11 protein-coding genes are annotated in these 15,138 nt (G+C 71.7%); 8 read left to right on the top strand and 3 right to left on the bottom strand.

All coding sequences use genetic code 11. The features are described 5' to 3' along the window. Positions 1 to 2: 2 nt before the first annotated feature. The 3 genes from ACT3UN_RS04890 to ACT3UN_RS04880 form a co-directional block, all read right to left on the bottom strand. On the bottom strand, positions 3 to 914 hold the full coding sequence (locus ACT3UN_RS04890; protein WP_444656575.1) for an ABC transporter ATP-binding protein: 912 nt from the start codon (positions 912 to 914) through the stop codon (positions 3 to 5). A 99-nt stretch (positions 915 to 1,013) separates the two neighbouring features. After that, positions 1,014 to 1,799: an AraC family transcriptional regulator gene (locus ACT3UN_RS04885; protein ID WP_444656573.1), complete on the bottom strand. Its 786-nt coding sequence runs from the start codon at positions 1,797 to 1,799 to the stop codon at positions 1,014 to 1,016. A 10-nt stretch (positions 1,800 to 1,809) separates the two neighbouring features. Continuing rightward, positions 1,810 to 3,033, bottom strand: a complete 1,224-nt coding sequence (locus ACT3UN_RS04880; RefSeq protein ID WP_444656571.1) for a hypothetical protein — start codon at positions 3,031 to 3,033, stop codon at positions 1,810 to 1,812. 150 nt (positions 3,034 to 3,183) lie between these two features. Between ACT3UN_RS04880 and ACT3UN_RS04875 the strand changes: the two genes are divergently transcribed. The 8 genes from ACT3UN_RS04875 (at position 3,184) to clpB (ending at position 15,066) form a co-directional block, all read left to right on the top strand. After that, a complete protein-coding gene (locus tag ACT3UN_RS04875) occupies positions 3,184 to 4,830 on the top strand; it encodes an ABC transporter substrate-binding protein (protein WP_444656569.1) in 1,647 nt (548 codons plus the stop codon). After that, positions 4,827 to 5,822 (top strand): ABC transporter permease, encoded by a 996-nt coding sequence (locus ACT3UN_RS04870; protein ID WP_444656567.1) that lies wholly within the window; start codon positions 4,827 to 4,829, stop codon positions 5,820 to 5,822. Before ACT3UN_RS04875 ends, ACT3UN_RS04870 begins: the two co-directional genes overlap by 4 nt. Before the next feature lie 63 nt (positions 5,823 to 5,885). Then, a complete protein-coding gene (locus tag ACT3UN_RS04865; RefSeq protein ID WP_444656565.1) occupies positions 5,886 to 6,773 on the top strand; it encodes an ABC transporter permease in 888 nt (295 codons plus the stop codon). After that, the gene (gene nikE, locus ACT3UN_RS04860; RefSeq protein WP_444656563.1) at positions 6,679 to 8,415 is read left to right on the top strand and encodes a nickel ABC transporter ATP-binding protein NikE; all 1,737 of its coding nucleotides are present in this window, start codon (positions 6,679 to 6,681) and stop codon (positions 8,413 to 8,415) included. The genes ACT3UN_RS04865 and nikE overlap by 95 nt, the downstream gene beginning before the upstream one ends. Further along, positions 8,408 to 9,754: an NtaA/DmoA family FMN-dependent monooxygenase gene (locus ACT3UN_RS04855; protein WP_444656561.1), complete on the top strand. Its 1,347-nt coding sequence runs from the start codon at positions 8,408 to 8,410 to the stop codon at positions 9,752 to 9,754. Before nikE ends, ACT3UN_RS04855 begins: the two co-directional genes overlap by 8 nt. After that, positions 9,751 to 10,518, top strand: a complete 768-nt coding sequence (locus ACT3UN_RS04850) for an LLM class flavin-dependent oxidoreductase (RefSeq protein ID WP_444656559.1) — start codon at positions 9,751 to 9,753, stop codon at positions 10,516 to 10,518. Before ACT3UN_RS04855 ends, ACT3UN_RS04850 begins: the two co-directional genes overlap by 4 nt. After that, the gene (locus ACT3UN_RS04845; RefSeq protein WP_444656557.1) at positions 10,515 to 12,341 is read left to right on the top strand and encodes an FAD/NAD(P)-binding protein; all 1,827 of its coding nucleotides are present in this window, start codon (positions 10,515 to 10,517) and stop codon (positions 12,339 to 12,341) included. The genes ACT3UN_RS04850 and ACT3UN_RS04845 overlap by 4 nt, the downstream gene beginning before the upstream one ends. Positions 12,342 to 12,471: 130 nt before the next feature. Further along, positions 12,472 to 15,066 carry an ATP-dependent chaperone ClpB gene (gene clpB / locus ACT3UN_RS04840; protein WP_444656555.1) on the top strand — a complete coding sequence of 865 codons (2,595 nt, stop codon included), beginning with the start codon at positions 12,472 to 12,474 and terminating at the stop codon, positions 15,064 to 15,066. Positions 15,067 to 15,138: the final 72 nt, after the last annotated feature.

Genomic DNA, 15,138 nt, shown 5'->3' with positions numbered 1-15,138 from the left:
TTTCAGGGGGTGGTGCGGACGCGTCCGCGGTCGGCGTGTCGTCCGATGGGGTCGATGCGCAGGCGGCCGGTGCGGGGGTCCACACCGACGTCGACGGGGATGTCGTAGGCGGCGGCGATGTTCTCGGCGGTCAGGACGTCCTGCGGTGGCCCGGTGGCCAGCACGCGGCCGCCGGCGAGCAGGACGAGCCGGTCGGCGACGCGCAGGGCGTGGTCGAGGTCGTGCAGGACGACGCCGATGGTGACGGGCTGGTCGCCGCTAGTGCCGCCGGTGCCGTCGGCCCCGTCCGCGAGGTCGCGGACGAGGTCGAGGATCTCGGTCTGGAAGCGCAGGTCGAGGTGGTTGGTGGGCTCGTCGAGCAGGACCACGCCGGTGTCCTGGGCGAGGCAGGCGGCCAGCCAGGCGCGCTGGACCTCGCCGCCGGAGAGTTCGCCGGCGCTGCGGTCGGCCTTGTCGGCCATGCCCGTGACCTGCAGGGCGTGGTCGACGGCGGCGACGTCCTCGGCGCCGAGCCCGGCGAAGCGACGCCGGTGCGGGTGGCGTCCGAAGCTGACGACCTCGCGCACGCTCAGCCCGTCCGGGGTGGGACGCGACTGGGAGAAGAGGGTGACGCGGGTGGCGAACTCGCGGGGGCTGAGCAGGTGGACGTCGCGGGCGGTCTCACCGTCGCCGAGCCGGACGCTGCCCTGATCGACCGGGTGCAGGCGCGCCAGGGAGCGCAGCAGCGTGGACTTGCCGGAACCGTTCGGGCCGACGAGCGCGGTGACCGTGCCGGGCTCGAGGGTGACCGAGACCCCGTGGACCACCGTGGAGCGGCCGTAGCCGAGGGTGAGGTCGTCGCCTGCCAGGGTCCGGGCGTCGTCAGTGCCTGTCTCGGGGCCTGTCTCGGGGCCGTCTTCAGGGGCAGGGGACATGGGTGTGCTGGGGTCCTTCGGGAGGTGGGGTTCCGGTGGCTTCTTTAGCCTAACCTCAAGAAGCGTAGGGGAACGTAATCCGTGTCCGCAATCTCGTTTTCAGGACATTCGATCCTGGTTTTCGGACATACCGGACGCGCCGGACGTGCTCGCGGGGAGGTGCGTGCCGGGCGTGGTGCCCATCGTGCGGCGGAAGGTGTCGATGAAGGTGCTGGTCTGCGCGTAGCCGAGCTGTACCGCCACGTCCTGCACCGGCGTCCCGTCGCCGAGCAGGGTGAGGGCGCGCTGGATGCGCAGCGTCATGCGCCAGCGTCCGAACGGCAGGCCGGTGGACTCGCGGAAGGCCCGGGTCACGGTGCGTTCGCTGGTGCCCAGGCGCCTGGCCCACACGTCCAGTCCGGAGTGGTCGCCGGGGTTCTCCAGCAGCGCGCGCACCACCGGGGCGATACGCGGGTCGTCGGGGACCGGCAGGTCCAGCGGGGTGTCGGTGGGGTGCAGGACGTCGAAGACGACGGCTTCGGCGCGGCCACGTGCGGCGTCGCTCAGGGTGTCCTGGCCGAGGTACGTCAGCAGCGACTCCAGCACCGGGGTCATCACCACCACCGTGACCTGGGCGGGCGCGGTGAAGTCGCCGGGCGTGCGGTCGGGCGCGAACAGGGTGCCGTAGAGGGTGACGCCCGAGGTGACCTCACCGGAGTGCTCGGTGCCGGCGGGCAACCAGATGCCGCGGCCCTCGGGCACGGCGAAGATGCGGTCGTGTGCGCGGGTGATCATCGCCCCACGGCGCACCCACACCAGCTCGTGGGAGTCGTGGCTGTGCGCCGGCCAGCTCGTCGGCGGGTTCGTCGCCCCGGCCGTGACGATGGAGGACGTCCCTGCGCTCACGGTTCGCCGCTCACGGTTCCGCGATGATCTGCTCGGCGTCCACGCCGGCACGCGTGAGGACGCCGACCGCGTCGCGGACGCCCGCGACGTCCTCCCCGGAGACCAGCACGAGGGTGCCGGGACGGTGGGTGACCGGGTCGTCGGCGGCCGCCGCGGCGGCGCCGGGGTCGCCCTCGTCGGCGACCAGCGGAGTGAACGTCAACCACGGGAAGCCCTGCGCCAGACCGCGAAGGTCGGTCAGTCCGTGCAGGTCGCGGGAGTGATCCACGCCCCAGAACAGGTGCACCGGCGGTGAGTCGTCCATCGCCGAGACGTCCAGTACGAGGGCGCGCAGCGCGGCGAGGCCGGCGCCGAGGGCGACCATGGCCACGGCGTCCGGGGCGTCCTGCCCGGTGGGCACGCCCAGCCCGCCGGCCGGGTTGGCGACGACCCAGGTCTCGCCGACGTGCGCGGTGAGCCCGGGGCAGTGGAACTCCAGGTAGCCGGCGTCGTTCGGCGGCAGCGTGGAGGCGAACTGGTGCCAGACGTCCGGGTCGGACGGGGTGCGGACCTCCAGGCTCTGCCCCGGCCAGCCGGTCTGCGGCGACGACGCCTGCAGTCTCACCACCGTGACCTGCGGGGTGCGCGGCACGACCTCCAGGACCTCGGCGGTGATGCTGGCGGGCACGCCGGCCTCGTCGTCCTCCACCGCCCCGAGCGCGACGATGCGCACCGCGTTGTCCACGGCCTGCAGGAGCTCGGTCAGTCCGTCGGGGATGTCGAGCTCCTCGGCGCGACGGTAGGTCAGGTCCGCGCCCGGGTAGGGCACGTCGAAGGCCTCGCACACCGCCCGGCCGGCGGCCTCCGCGGCGGCCCCGTAGTGGGCGGTCGTCACCCCGTACTTGCGCAGGTCACGGCCCAGCGTGGCGAGGTGGAAGGTGCACTCCTCGGTGAACTCCGCACTGTCGCCGACGAGTCCGTCGGCGGCGTAGAGGGCCGCGCGGCGCAGCATCGCCGGGTCCACGGCCGGTGGTGGTACGGGCGTGCCGGCTGTACCGTCTGCTCCTGCCGGGTGGGACGGTACGGCGGTGGGGGAGAGGGGCTCGGCGAGGCGGGCGAAGTGGGCGCGGGTGCGCGCGACAATGCCGGCGGTACCGTCCGCGCCGTCGTCGAGGCGTCCGCGGGCGGTGGCGACCGCACTGCCGAGGTCGGCGGGGCCGGTGGTGGCGGTGGTGCCGTGGCTCTCCTCTGTCATGGGGACCATTGTGGCATGTTCCACTGCCCGGAATGTCGGGTCTCGTCGAGTCCCGTTGAGACCCGTGGGGTTCAGGGGGTCGGGTTATTTCCATTCGTCGGGAATCGAGGTGTTTCCCCGGACCGTCTCCGCCCGCTAGCGTGACCCGTCATGCAGACAGCTCGGTCTACACGAAGGCCCCTCCTCATCACCGGCGCGGTGCTCCTGTCGTCCGTCCTCGTCAACGGGGCCCTCGTGGCCTGTGGCGAGGCAGGTGCCGACCACGGAGACGACTACGACGGTCCACCGGTCAGCGGCGGGACGCTCCGGGCGGCCTTCGACACCGACATCAAGTGCGCGGACGGCCAACAGGTCGGCAACAACACGGCCCTGAACGTGTCCCGGCAGATCACGGACTCGCTGACCGACCAGGACCCCGAGACCGGGGAGATCGTCCCCTGGCTCGCCACCTCCTGGGACATCAACGACGATTCCACCGAATTCACCTTCCACCTCCGCGACGGGGTGACGTTCCAGGACGGCACCGCCTTCACCTCCGCCTCGGTCAAGGAGAACTTCAGGCAGATCGTGGACCTCGGCGCGAAGTCCTCCCTCGGGTCGACCTACCTCGCCGGACTCGAGGGCGTCGACACCCCGGACCCGCACACCGTCACCGTGCGCTTCGCACGACCGAACGCACAGTTCCTGCAGGCCAGCTCCACGATGACCCTGGGTTTCTACTCCCCGGCGACCTTCGGGAAGACACCGGAACAACGGTGCACCGGGGACCTGGTCGGCACCGGTCCCTTCTCCCTCACGGACTTCAACGCCTCCGCCAACGCCACCCTGGAACGCAACGACGACTACGACTGGCCGTCCTTCCTGGCCGACCACGCCGGGCCCGCCTACCTCGACGGGATCGAGTTCACCGTGGTGCCGGAGGCGGGGGTGCGAAACGGCAGTCTCGCCTCCGGGCAGATCGACGTGGACACCGCCGTACAACCCCAGGACGAGGAGCTGCTGGAGCAGTCCGGCTACCCGCTGGTCGAACGGCCCAACCCCGGGGTGAACTACTCCTTCTTCCCCAACTGGTCGACAGGGCCGTTCCAGGACGTGCGTGTGCGGCAGGCGGTGAACAAGGCGATCAACCGTGAGGAACTCACCGCCGTGCTCTCCTCACGGCAGAACCCGGCGACCTCCGTGCTGGCGAGCACCACCCCGGGCTACACCGACCAGTCCGACCTGCTCACCTACGACCCCGAGGCCGCGTCGACGTTGCTCGACGAGGCCGGCTGGACGCGCGACGACGACACCTCGACACGCACCCGCGACGGCGAAGCCCTGGAGATCCCCGTGGGCTACTGGCAGACCGCGCCGTTCCTCGAGGTCGTGCAGCAGCAGCTCCGGGCCGTCGGCGTGGACCTGCAGCTGCGCAGGCAGACGATGAGCGAGAGCGCCGCCGACCAGGAGTCCGACACCAACGACATCGACTTCTACAACCTGACCAGGTCGGACCCGGACGTGCTGCGCACCGTCTTCGACGCGTCCGGCCGCAACGTCAACAACCGCGGACCAGGTCGCGCCGACGACCTGCTGGAGAGCAGCCTCACCACCCTGGACCCCCGGGAACGCGCCGACATCGTCGCCGACACCACCACCGAACTCGTCGAACAAGGCCACGTGATCCCCCTCACGGAGCTTTCCGGCATCTCCGCCACCGCCCCTGAGGTGCACGGATTCCGGTACGAGGGGTCCAGTCGGCTGCAGCTCCACGACACCTGGTTGAGCACCGCCGTCACCGAGGGGGACCCGACGTGAACGCCCGTGAGATCGTCCGCCGGACCATCCACGGCATCCTCGTGGTGTGGGCCGCGTACACCCTGACGTTCCTGCTGCTCTACGTCCTGCCGGGTGACCCGGTGACCACGATGCTCAGCGGTACCGGTCAGGTCGAGGCCACCCCGGAGCAGGTCGCCGAACTACGCGCGGCCTACGGGCTCGACGGGTCCCTGCCGTCGCAGTACCTGCGCTCGCTCGGCGGCGTGCTCACCGGCGACCTCGGGACGTCCTACCTCACCGGTGAGGCCGTGACTACACAGCTGGCGCAGACGGTCCCCGGCACCGTCCTGCTCGCCCTCACGGCCCTGGTCATCGGGGTCGGCGTCGGGGTCCTCACCGCCGTCGGGGCGGTGTACACCCGGCGGCCCCGGGTGGCCGGGCTGCTCGCCGCCCTGCCAGTACTGGGGATCTCGCTGCCGACGTTCTGGGTGGGCCTGTTGCTGCTGCAGGTCTTCTCCTTCCGCCTGGGCTGGGTACCGGCCCTCGGCGGTGGCGGCGTCACCGGTGCCGTCCTGCCGGCACTGACCCTCGCGGTCCCGGTGGCCGCCACCGTGGCACAGGTCCTGCTGCGCAGCCTGACCGCCACCTGGCGTTCACAGTTCATCGGCACCTTCCGCGCCGCCGGGTTCCCCCGGTGGCGGCTGACCGTCACACACGCCCTGCGGGCGTCCCTGGGCCCGGTGCTCTCCGTCGCCGGCGTGCTCACCGGGGAACTGCTCGGCGGCGCGGTCGTCGTGGAGACCGTGTTCACCCGCAACGGCGTCGGACGCCTGCTCACCACCGCGGTGACCTCGCAGGACGTCCCGGTCGTGCTGGGCGTGGTGCTGTTCTCCTCGGTCGTCTTCGTGGCCGTGGTCGTCGCCGCCGACCTCCTGCGACCGCTGGTGGACGCCAGGACGGCCCAACCACGCACCGCAGGTGCCCGGGCACCCCGCCCGTCCGCCGTGACCACCGGAAAGGCAACCGCATGAGCGCCCCCCGCACACCTCCCCCGCGCCCGCCCGGCCACCGCGGTGGCTCCGGTGGTGGCCTCTGTGGCGGCTTCCGGGGTCGTCCTGGTGCTGATCGCCTGGGTCCTCGTGCCGGGCCTGTTCACCTCCGCCGACCCGTTGACCGGGCAGCCGCTCGACCGGCTGCAGGCGCCGGGGACCGGACACCCCTTCGGCACCGACCACCTGGGTCGTGACGTGTGGGGGCGGGTCGTCCACGGCGCACGCGGCTCGCTGGGCACCGCAGCCCTCGCCGTGGCGGTCGGCGCCGGCGCAGGAAGCCTGGTGGGGGCGGTCGCCGGATACGCCGGTGGTGCCGTCGACACCGTCCTGTCCCGCGGCACCGACGTCCTGCAGTCGGTCCCCGGGCTGCTGTTGTCGATCGCGGTGGTCGCCGGGCTCGGCTTCGGCCCCGGAAAGGTTGCCGTGGCCGTCGGTGTCGCGGCGCTGCCGACGTTCGCCCGCGTCGCCCGCGGCGAGGTGCTGCGGTGGCGGACAAGCGCCTTCGTCGAGGCCGCCCGCCTCAACGGTGTGGGGTCCGCCCGGATCCTCTCCCGGCACGTGGCACCGCACGCCCTGGGGCCCCTGGCGGGCCTGGCGATCCTCCAGTTCGGTTCCGCCCTGCTCGCCGTGGCGGCACTGAGCTTCCTCGGGCTGGGAGCACCACCACCGGCACCGGAGTGGGGGCTGCTCGTCGCCGACGGACGCAGCTACCTCTCCAGCGCCTGGTGGCTGACGACGCTCCCGGGGCTCGTCGTCGCGGCCGCCGTCCTCTCCGTCAACATCCTCGCCAACGCGGTGACACGCCGCGCGGCGTCCCCACCACAAGGAGATCACCATGACCGTCGTACTGCATCCCGAAGCACACCCCGAAGAGTCCGTCCGACCGGCGGAGACAAGCAAACAGAATCAGAACCGGCACGTCCCGCCTGAGACGGCCCGGCCACCGGCCCTCGACCTGGCGGGCCTGACCGCCACCTACCGCACCCGTGCCGGGTCCTCCGCGGCCGTCGAGGACGTCGACCTGGCCGTCGGGGTGGGGGAGACGGTGGCCCTCATCGGCGAGTCCGGGTCCGGCAAGTCCACCACCGCGCGCGTTGCGGCGGGCCTGGCACAGGACGGCCCCGGCGGTCCCGACGGACTCGCCGTGACGACCTCACACCACCGCATCCTGGGTCGCGACGTCTCCACCGCAGGGCCGGCGGCGTGGAACAGGCTCCACCGTTCGCACGTCGGCTACGTCCCGCAGGACGCCGGCGAGGGGCTCAACCCCGTGCGCACGGTCGGCAGCCAACTCGCCGAGGCGTTCCGCCTGCACGGCGGGGGACGCAGGGACGCGGTCCGTCGGACCGCCGAAGCCCTGCGCGACGTCGGCCTGGACGCGGCGGTGCACGCGCGCCGCCACCCGCACCAGCTCTCCGGTGGGCAACGCCAACGCGTACTCATCGCCCTGGCGCTGATCGGCGACCCGGCGCTCGTCGTCGCCGATGAACCCACCTCCGCCCTCGACGTCACCGTCCAGAAGAAGGTCCTCGACCTGCTGGAGGCCCGCGTACGGGATTCCGGCGCCGCCCTGCTGCTGATCACCCACGACCTGGGTGTGGCCCACGGCCGGGCGGACCGCGTCGTGGTCCTCAAGGACGGCCGCGTGGTCGAGGAGGGGGAGACGGCCACCGTGCTGAGCTCCCCGCGGCACGCTTACACCCGGGAGCTCGTCGCCGCCGTCCCCGAGGCCCGACCCGAGGCCCGACCCGAGGCGCCGCTGCGACGTCCGGACGCCCCCGCGGTGATCAGGGCGAGTGGTCTTACCAGGGTGTTCGTCCCCGGAGCCGCCCCGGCGGTCGACGCCGTCGACCTCACGGTCCGTTCCGGCAGCACGCTGGGTATCGTCGGTGAATCCGGGTCGGGCAAGTCAACGACCGCGCGGATCCTGCTCGGGCTCGAGCCGTTCGACGGCGGCGCCGCGGAGGTGCTCGGCCGCAGGCTCGACGGCAGGGGGAGTCGGGGTCGGAAAGGCGGGGACGCCGTCGCCCTGTCGCGACGCGCACGGCTGATCCGCCAGGACCCCACCGGGGAGCTCGACCCCAGGTTCACCGTCGGACGGTCCGTCGCCGAGCCCCTCGACGGATTCGGCATCGGTGACCGCGCCTGGCGTCGACGGCGGGTCGCGGAGCTGCTGGACCTCGTCGCCCTGCCACGGGACACCGTGGACCGGCGTCCGTCCGAACTGTCCGGTGGACAGCGCCAACGCGTCGCCCTCGCCCGCGGTCTGGCGGTCGACCCCGAACTCCTCGTCCTCGACGAACCGGTCTCCGCCCTCGACGTCTCCGTGCAGGCCCGCATCCTGGACCTGCTGGTGGACCTGCGCGACGAACTGGGGTTGACCTACCTGTTCATCAGCCACGACCTCGCCGTCGTCCGCTCCATCGCCGACGAGGTCGCCGTCATGGCGGCGGGTCGGGTGGTCGAGTACGGAACCACGGCGCAGGTCTTCGACGACCCGACCGACGAGGTCACCAGGGCGCTGCTCGCGGCGGCCCCCAGCATCCCCCGGAAGGAGACCCACCATGTCTGACAGCACGAACACCACGAAACGCCAGGTTCACCTGGCCGCCCACTTCCCGGGCGTCAACAACCACTCCGTCTGGTCCGACCCCGAGTCCGGCTCCCACATCGACTTCGACAGTTTCGAGCACTTCGCCCGCAGCGCCGAACGCGGCCTCTTCGACTTCCTCTTCCTCGCCGAGGGACTCAGGCTGCGGGAGCACAAGGGCAGGATCTTCGACCAGGACGTGGTTGGACGCCCCGAGACCGCCACGGTGCTCGCCGGGCTCGCCGCGGTCACCGGGCACATCGGGTTGACCGGGACCTTCTCCTCCACCTTCAACGAGCCCTATGACCTGGCCCGTACACTGGCCACCCTGGACCGGGTGTCCGGGGGACGGGCGGCGTGGAACCTGGTGACCACCCACAACGCCTTCACCGGGGCGAACTTCCGGCGCGGCGGCTTCCTCGACGGCGCCGACCGCTACCGTCGGGCCGAGGACTTCCTCGCCCTGGCCAGGACGCTCTGGCACTCCCACGACCACGGCGCCGACGGCTCCTTCGCGCACACCTCGGAGTTCTTCGACGTCCGCGGGCACTTCCCGGTGCCCACGACGCCCCAGGTCAGCCCGGTCATCTTCCAGGCGGGCGACTCCCCTGAAGGGCGGGACTTCGCCGCACGCAACGCGGAGGTGATCTTCTCCCGACACTCCGAGGCAGAGGCGGGACGGGAGTTCCGGAAGGACATCGACCGGCGTCTCGCCGCCGTCGGACGCGATGCCGGGGACCTGAAGATCTACCCCGGGATCTCCGTCATCCTCGGTGACACCGCCGCCGAGGCGCAGGAGCTCCACGAGGACGTCCGGCGTCGCCAGGTCACCGGGCCCGGTGCGATCGCCTTCCTCGAACAGGTCTGGGGCACCGACCTCACCCACCTCGACCCGGACGGGCCCCTGCCGGAGCAGGACCCCGACACCGGCAACGCCGACATCACCCGCGGTCGGGTGCGCCACGACAAGGACCCCCGCGCGGTCGCCGACCGGTGGCGCGAGCTGGCACGGGAGCGCGACCTGTCGATCCGCGACCTCGTCACCGAGGTGTCCGGACGTGGCGGCACGCTGGTGGGGACGCCACACCAGGTCGCCGAGCAGTTCGACGAGCTGACCCAGGCACGAGCGGCGGACGGCTTCATCCTGGTTCCGCACCTCTCGCCGGGCGGGTTGGACGGGGTGGTGGACCGTGTGGTCCCTGAACTCCAGGACCGTGGCGTGTACCGGGAGTCCTACCCGGACACGTTCCCGGACAACACCCTGCGCGGCAACCTCGGCCTGCCCGCCTACGACCACCAGCACGCGGAGGTGCCGGCATGACCGTGGTGATCCGGGTGGCCCCGCAGGCCGCCCTCGACCTCCCGGCGCTGCGCGCGCTGGCGCTCGCGCTCGACGGTGCAGGCGGTGCAGACGGTGCAGGTCCCACCGACATCCTGCTGCTCGAGGACGACTTCTCCTCCGGGCAGAACGCGGTCACCGTCGCCGCCTGGCTGGCCGGGCAGACCACGGACCTGAGGATCGTGCCGGAGGTGCCGCTGACCCACACCGAACCTTTCCACGTCGCCACGTCCACCGCCACGCTCGACCACGTCAGCAGGGGACGCGCCGGCTGGTCGCCGACGGTGCAGACCGACACCACGTCCGCCGCGCTGGTGGGCCGGCGTCCCGCCTCGCCGGACGGTGTGTGGCGTGAGTTCGGGGACATCGTCTCCGCCGTGCGCAGATTGTGGACGTCCTGGGAACCGGACGCCGAGATCCGTGACGCGGCGACCGCGCGTTTCATCGACCGTGACAAGGTCCACTACGTCGACGTCGAGGTCACGGACTCGGTGGGGGAGGTGTTCACGGTGAAGGGCCCGTCGATCGTGCCCCGCCCGCCACAGGGCGAACTGCCCACGGTGGTGACGGTCGCCGAGCCGGCGTCGGTGACGGTGGCCGGGGAGGTGGCGGGGGAGGCGTCCGGCGTCCTGATCGTCGGTGACCGGTTCGTCACCGGCGACGGTGGCACCGGCGAGGTCCTGCGGCTCGCCGACACCGCCGACGTCCTCGCCGCGGCCTCCCGGTACTCCCGGGCAACACGGTGAGGGACCTCGGACCCCCGGTCGACTCCGTCGTACTGGTCGGAGCGGGGCCGCGCGCCACCGGGGTGCTGCAGGCCCTGGCCGGTGAACTCGACGGCTCCCGACGGCTGACCGTGCACGTCGTCGACCCGTACCCCTGCGGTGCGGGACGGATCTGGCGGGCGGACCAGCCCGGTCAACTGTGGATGAACAACACCGCCGACGAGATCACCGTGCACCCGGACGGGACCGGCCCCACGCTCGCCGACTGGTCCGGGTCGCCGGGGACGTTCCTGCCGCGCCGGGAGGTGGCGTCCTACCTGCGCGACGCCTTCGCCCGTGCGGTCGACGCGTTGCCGGAGTGTGTCGCCGTGTGCACCTGGCGCACGCGTGCGGTGCAGGTGTCGGTACCCGGTCCCGGCGCGGGCCGGCAGGTCACCCTGCAGGACGGGACGGTGCTGCGCGCCGACGTCGTCGTCCTGGCCCAGGGGCATCTGGACGTCCGGTCCGGTGCGGTTCCCGGTCAGGGCCACACGCCGCCGGGCTACACGCCGCCGGGCTACACCGCCGACCAGGACCTCACCGGGGTTCCGGCGGGTGCGGACGTCCTGGTGCGTGGTTTCGGTCTGGCGTTCATCGACCTGATGATGCTGCTCAGTGAAGGGCGCGGTGGCCGGTTCGACCGTCGCGACGGCGGCCCGGTGCCCACCTACCGGCCCTCCGGGGAGGAGCCGGTGCTGTGGGTCGGGTCCCGCCGTGGTGTGCCGTACCGGTCGAAGATCGCCGGGGGTGTGACGCCGCGCAGTCCCCGCTACCTCACCACCGACGCGGTGGCACGCCTGCCACGGACGCCGGACGGTGCGCTCGCCGACGGTGCGGTGCGCAGGCTGCTGTCTGCGGAGGTCACCGCCGCCCACTACACGGCACTGGCCGACCTGGGCGACCGCGGCAGGTGTGCGGTGGATGCCGGAGGCGTCCACGAACTCACCGACGCCTGGGCAGCGGGCACTGCCGGTGTCACGGCACGAACGGTCTCCGCGTCACTCGGGCACGCCGTCCCCGACCCGGCCGACCGGCTACGGCCCGACCGGTTGGACCGCCCGCTCGCCGGACGCGTGTTCGCCGACCGGGAGGCCCTCGAGGATGCGGTGGTCGGCAACACCCTGACCAACCTTCACCGCGCCACGGGGGGACGCCACCCGCAGGACGCCGCGCTGTACGCCACGCTGGTGGGGGTTCTCCCGGTGCTGCGGGGGCTACTGCGCGCCGCAGACGGGGCACGTCTTTCCGCGCAGGACGAGGCGTTCGTCCGGCAGGTCTGCGCCTCGTTTTCCTACGTGTGCTCCGGGCCGCCGCCGGAGCGGCTCGGCAACCTCCTGGCCCTGCACCGCGCCGGTCTCGTGCGTTTCCTCGGGGCCGACGCCCGGGTGGTGGAGCTGCCCGGGCACCGCGGTGGAGGTTTCCGTGCCACCAGTCCGTCGCTCCCCGGTGAGGCGGTGGAGGCCACCCGTCTCGTCGACGCACGCCTGGCGGACGTCACGGCCTCGCAGGTGTCGGACGGACTCCTGCGTGGGCTCCTGGCGTCCGGCGAGGTGGCCACGGGCCACGGGGACACCGGCGAGGCCGGTGCGGAGGTGTTCCTCGTCGACGCGGAGGGTCGGGCGGTCGGACGGGACGGGCAGGTGCGGGACGACCTCTTCCTCGTCGGTCCGGCGACGTCCTCCCCGGTGCGGGAGGGTTTCGCCAGGCCCGGCACGGACGCCCGGGTCTTCGTCGCGAACAGGTCGGTGGCGCGGTCTGTGGCCAGGTCGCTGGAGGGGACCCGTCTGCTCAACAATGTGATCTAGATCACAGTGAGAACTCTAGGTTGAGTGGAACAGACTCAAGGTTTCCGACGTTGGAACTACCGTAAGCGAAAGTTGACACGAACGCGCTAAAGTAGATACCGGCACGCACACGCAGAGAAGGAGACTGACGATGAGCGGATTCACCCCCACCACCCGAACCCAGGAGGCCATGCAGGCTGCACTGCAGTCGGCCAGCGCCAACGGTAACCCGGACATCCGTCCGGCGCACCTCCTCGTGGCGATCCTCGACCAGGAGGACTCCATCGCCCGCCCCGTCCTGCAGGCCGCCGGCGTCGACGCCGACGACGTCCTGCGCGACGCCCGCGACCTCGTCGCCGGCTACCCGCAGGCGTCCGGCTCCGGGATGGCCAACCCCAACTTCAACCGGGACGCCCTCAACTCCCTGACCGCCGCACAGGAACTCGCCGAGGAACTCGGCGACACCTACGTCTCCACCGAGGTGCTGCTCGCCGGCATCGCCAAGGGCGATTCCGAGGCGGCCAAGGCCCTGCACGACCGCGGCGGCACGTTCGACGCCATCCGTGGCGCCTTCGAGTCCGTCCGCGGCAACCGCAAGGTCACCACCGAGGAGCCCGAAGGCCAGTTCCAGGCGCTGGAGAAGTACTCCACCGACCTGACCGCCCGTGCCCGCGAAGGCAAGATCGACCCGGTCATCGGACGTGACCAGGAGATCCGCCGTGTCGTCCAGGTGCTGTCGCGGCGTACGAAGAACAACCCCGTGCTCATCGGCGAACCCGGTGTGGGCAAGACCGCCATCGTCGAGGGCCTCGCCCGGCGCATTGTCGCCGGCGACGTGCCCGAGTCCCTGCGCGGAAAGAAGCTGATCAGCCTCGACCTGGGCTCCATGGTCGCCGGCGCGAAGTACCGCGGCGAGTTCGAGGAGCGCCTCAAGGCCGTCCTCGACGAGATCAAGGAGGCCGACGGCGAGGTCGTCACCTTCATCGACGAGCTGCACACCATCGTCGGCGCCGGTGCCACCGGCGAGTCCGCGATGGACGCCGGCAACATGATCAAGCCGCTGCTCGCCCGCGGTGAACTGCGCCTCGTCGGCGCCACCACCCTCGACGAGTACCGCAAGTACATCGAGAAGGACGCCGCCCTGGAGCGTCGTTTCCAGCAGGTCTACGTCGGTGAGCCGACCGTGGAGGACACCGTCGGCATCCTGCGTGGGCTCAAGGAGCGCTACGAGGTCCACCACGGCGTACGGATCCAGGACTCCGCGCTGGTCAGTGCCGCGTCCCTGTCGGACCGCTACATCACCAGCCGGTTCCTGCCGGACAAGGCCATCGACCTGGTCGACGAGGCCGCGTCGCGTCTGCGCATGGAGATCGACTCGCGCCCCGAGGAGATCGACGACGCCGAGCGCATCGTCCGACGCCTCGAGATCGAGGAGATGGCCCTGAGCCAGGAGACCGACGACGCCTCCAAGGACCGCCTGGTCAAGCTGCGTGCCGAACTCGAGGACGAGCGCGAGAAGCTCAACGGGCTCATGGCCCGCTGGGAGAACGAGCGTGGCTCCATCGACCGGCTGCGCGAGCTGAAGGAGGAACTCGACGGCCTGCGCACCGAGTCCGAGATCGCCGAGCGCGACGGTGACTACGCCCGCGTCGCCGAGCTGCGCTACGGCCGCATCCCGGAGCTCGAGAAGCAGGTCGGCGAGGCGGAGTACGAGGCCGCCCAGGCCGAGGAGCAGCGCATGCTCACCGAGGAGGTCACCCCGGACACCATCGCCGAGGTCGTCTCCGCGTGGACCGGTGTGCCCGCCGGCAAGATGCTGGAGGGCGAGACCGAGAAGCTGCTGGCCATGGAGAAGGTCATCGGTGGACGTGTCGTCGGGCAGGACGAGGCGGTCACCGCCGTCTCCGACGCGGTGCGTCGCTCCCGCGCCGGCGTCGCCGACCCGGACCGTCCGACCGGCTCCTTCCTGTTCCTCGGGCCGACCGGTGTCGGCAAGACGGAGCTGGCGAAGTCGCTGGCGGAGTTCCTCTTCGACGACGAGCACGCCATGGTGCGCATCGACATGTCGGAGTACGGCGAGAAGCACTCCGTCGCCCGTCTCGTCGGCGCGCCCCCCGGATACGTCGGCTACGACGCCGGTGGCCAGCTGACCGAGGCCGTCCGGCGCCGCCCCTACACGGTGGTGCTGTTCGACGAGGTCGAGAAGGCGCACCCGGACGTCTTCGACGTGCTGCTGCAGGTCCTCGACGAAGGACGCCTGACCGACGGGCAGGGCAGGACGGTGGACTTCCGCAACACCATCCTCATCCTGACCTCCAACCTGGGCGCCGGTGGCAGTGACGAGCAGGTGATGAACGCGGTGAAGGCGGCGTTCAAGCCGGAGTTCATCAACCGGCTCGACGACGTGGTCATCTTCGATGCCCTGTCGCAGGAGCAGCTGACCTCCATCGTGGACATCCAGGTCGCCCAGCTCGCCGAGCGGCTCGCCGCCCGACGGCTCGACCTGCAGGTCACCGAGGACGCCAAGGCGTGGCTCGCCGAGCGCGGCTACGAACCGGCCTACGGTGCCCGGCCGCTGCGCCGCCTGATCCAGAAGGCGATCGGCGACGCGTTGGCGAAGAAGCTGCTCGCCGGCGAGGTCCGCGACGGCGACACCGTGAAGGTGGACCTGCCGCGCGACGCCTCCGGGGTCGCCGACCCGACCACCGACGCGCTCACCATCGAGTCGGTCGCGCACGAGGCGTAGTCCGACCCGGACGAACCGACGGTTTCTGTCTGGTCTGACTGACGAAGTCTCCACTTCGCCGGTCATTCCGGA

Origin of the sequence: Corynebacterium sp. AOP12-C2-36, from assembly GCF_052379185.1 — a bacterium.
Taxonomy (GTDB): domain Bacteria; phylum Actinomycetota; class Actinomycetes; order Mycobacteriales; family Mycobacteriaceae; genus Corynebacterium.
This window is presented reverse-complemented; position numbering and strand designations above follow the sequence as displayed.

What these genes read in the sequence shown, in the direction of transcription:
- ACT3UN_RS04890 (WP_444656575.1), bottom strand. Translation starts at nt 914, where the DNA reads ATGTCCCCTGCCCCTGAAGACGGCCCCGAGACAGGCCCCGAGACAGGC.
- ACT3UN_RS04880 (WP_444656571.1), bottom strand. Translation starts at nt 3,033, where the DNA reads ATGACAGAGGAGAGCCACGGCACCACCGCCACCACCGGCCCCGCCGAC.
- ACT3UN_RS04875 (WP_444656569.1), top strand. Translation starts at nt 3,184, where the DNA reads ATGCAGACAGCTCGGTCTACACGAAGGCCCCTCCTCATCACCGGCGCG.
- nikE (WP_444656563.1), top strand. Translation starts at nt 6,679, where the DNA reads ATGACCGTCGTACTGCATCCCGAAGCACACCCCGAAGAGTCCGTCCGA.
- ACT3UN_RS04855 (WP_444656561.1), top strand. Translation starts at nt 8,408, where the DNA reads ATGTCTGACAGCACGAACACCACGAAACGCCAGGTTCACCTGGCCGCC.
- ACT3UN_RS04850 (WP_444656559.1), top strand. Translation starts at nt 9,751, where the DNA reads ATGACCGTGGTGATCCGGGTGGCCCCGCAGGCCGCCCTCGACCTCCCG.
- clpB (WP_444656555.1), top strand. Translation starts at nt 12,472, where the DNA reads ATGAGCGGATTCACCCCCACCACCCGAACCCAGGAGGCCATGCAGGCT.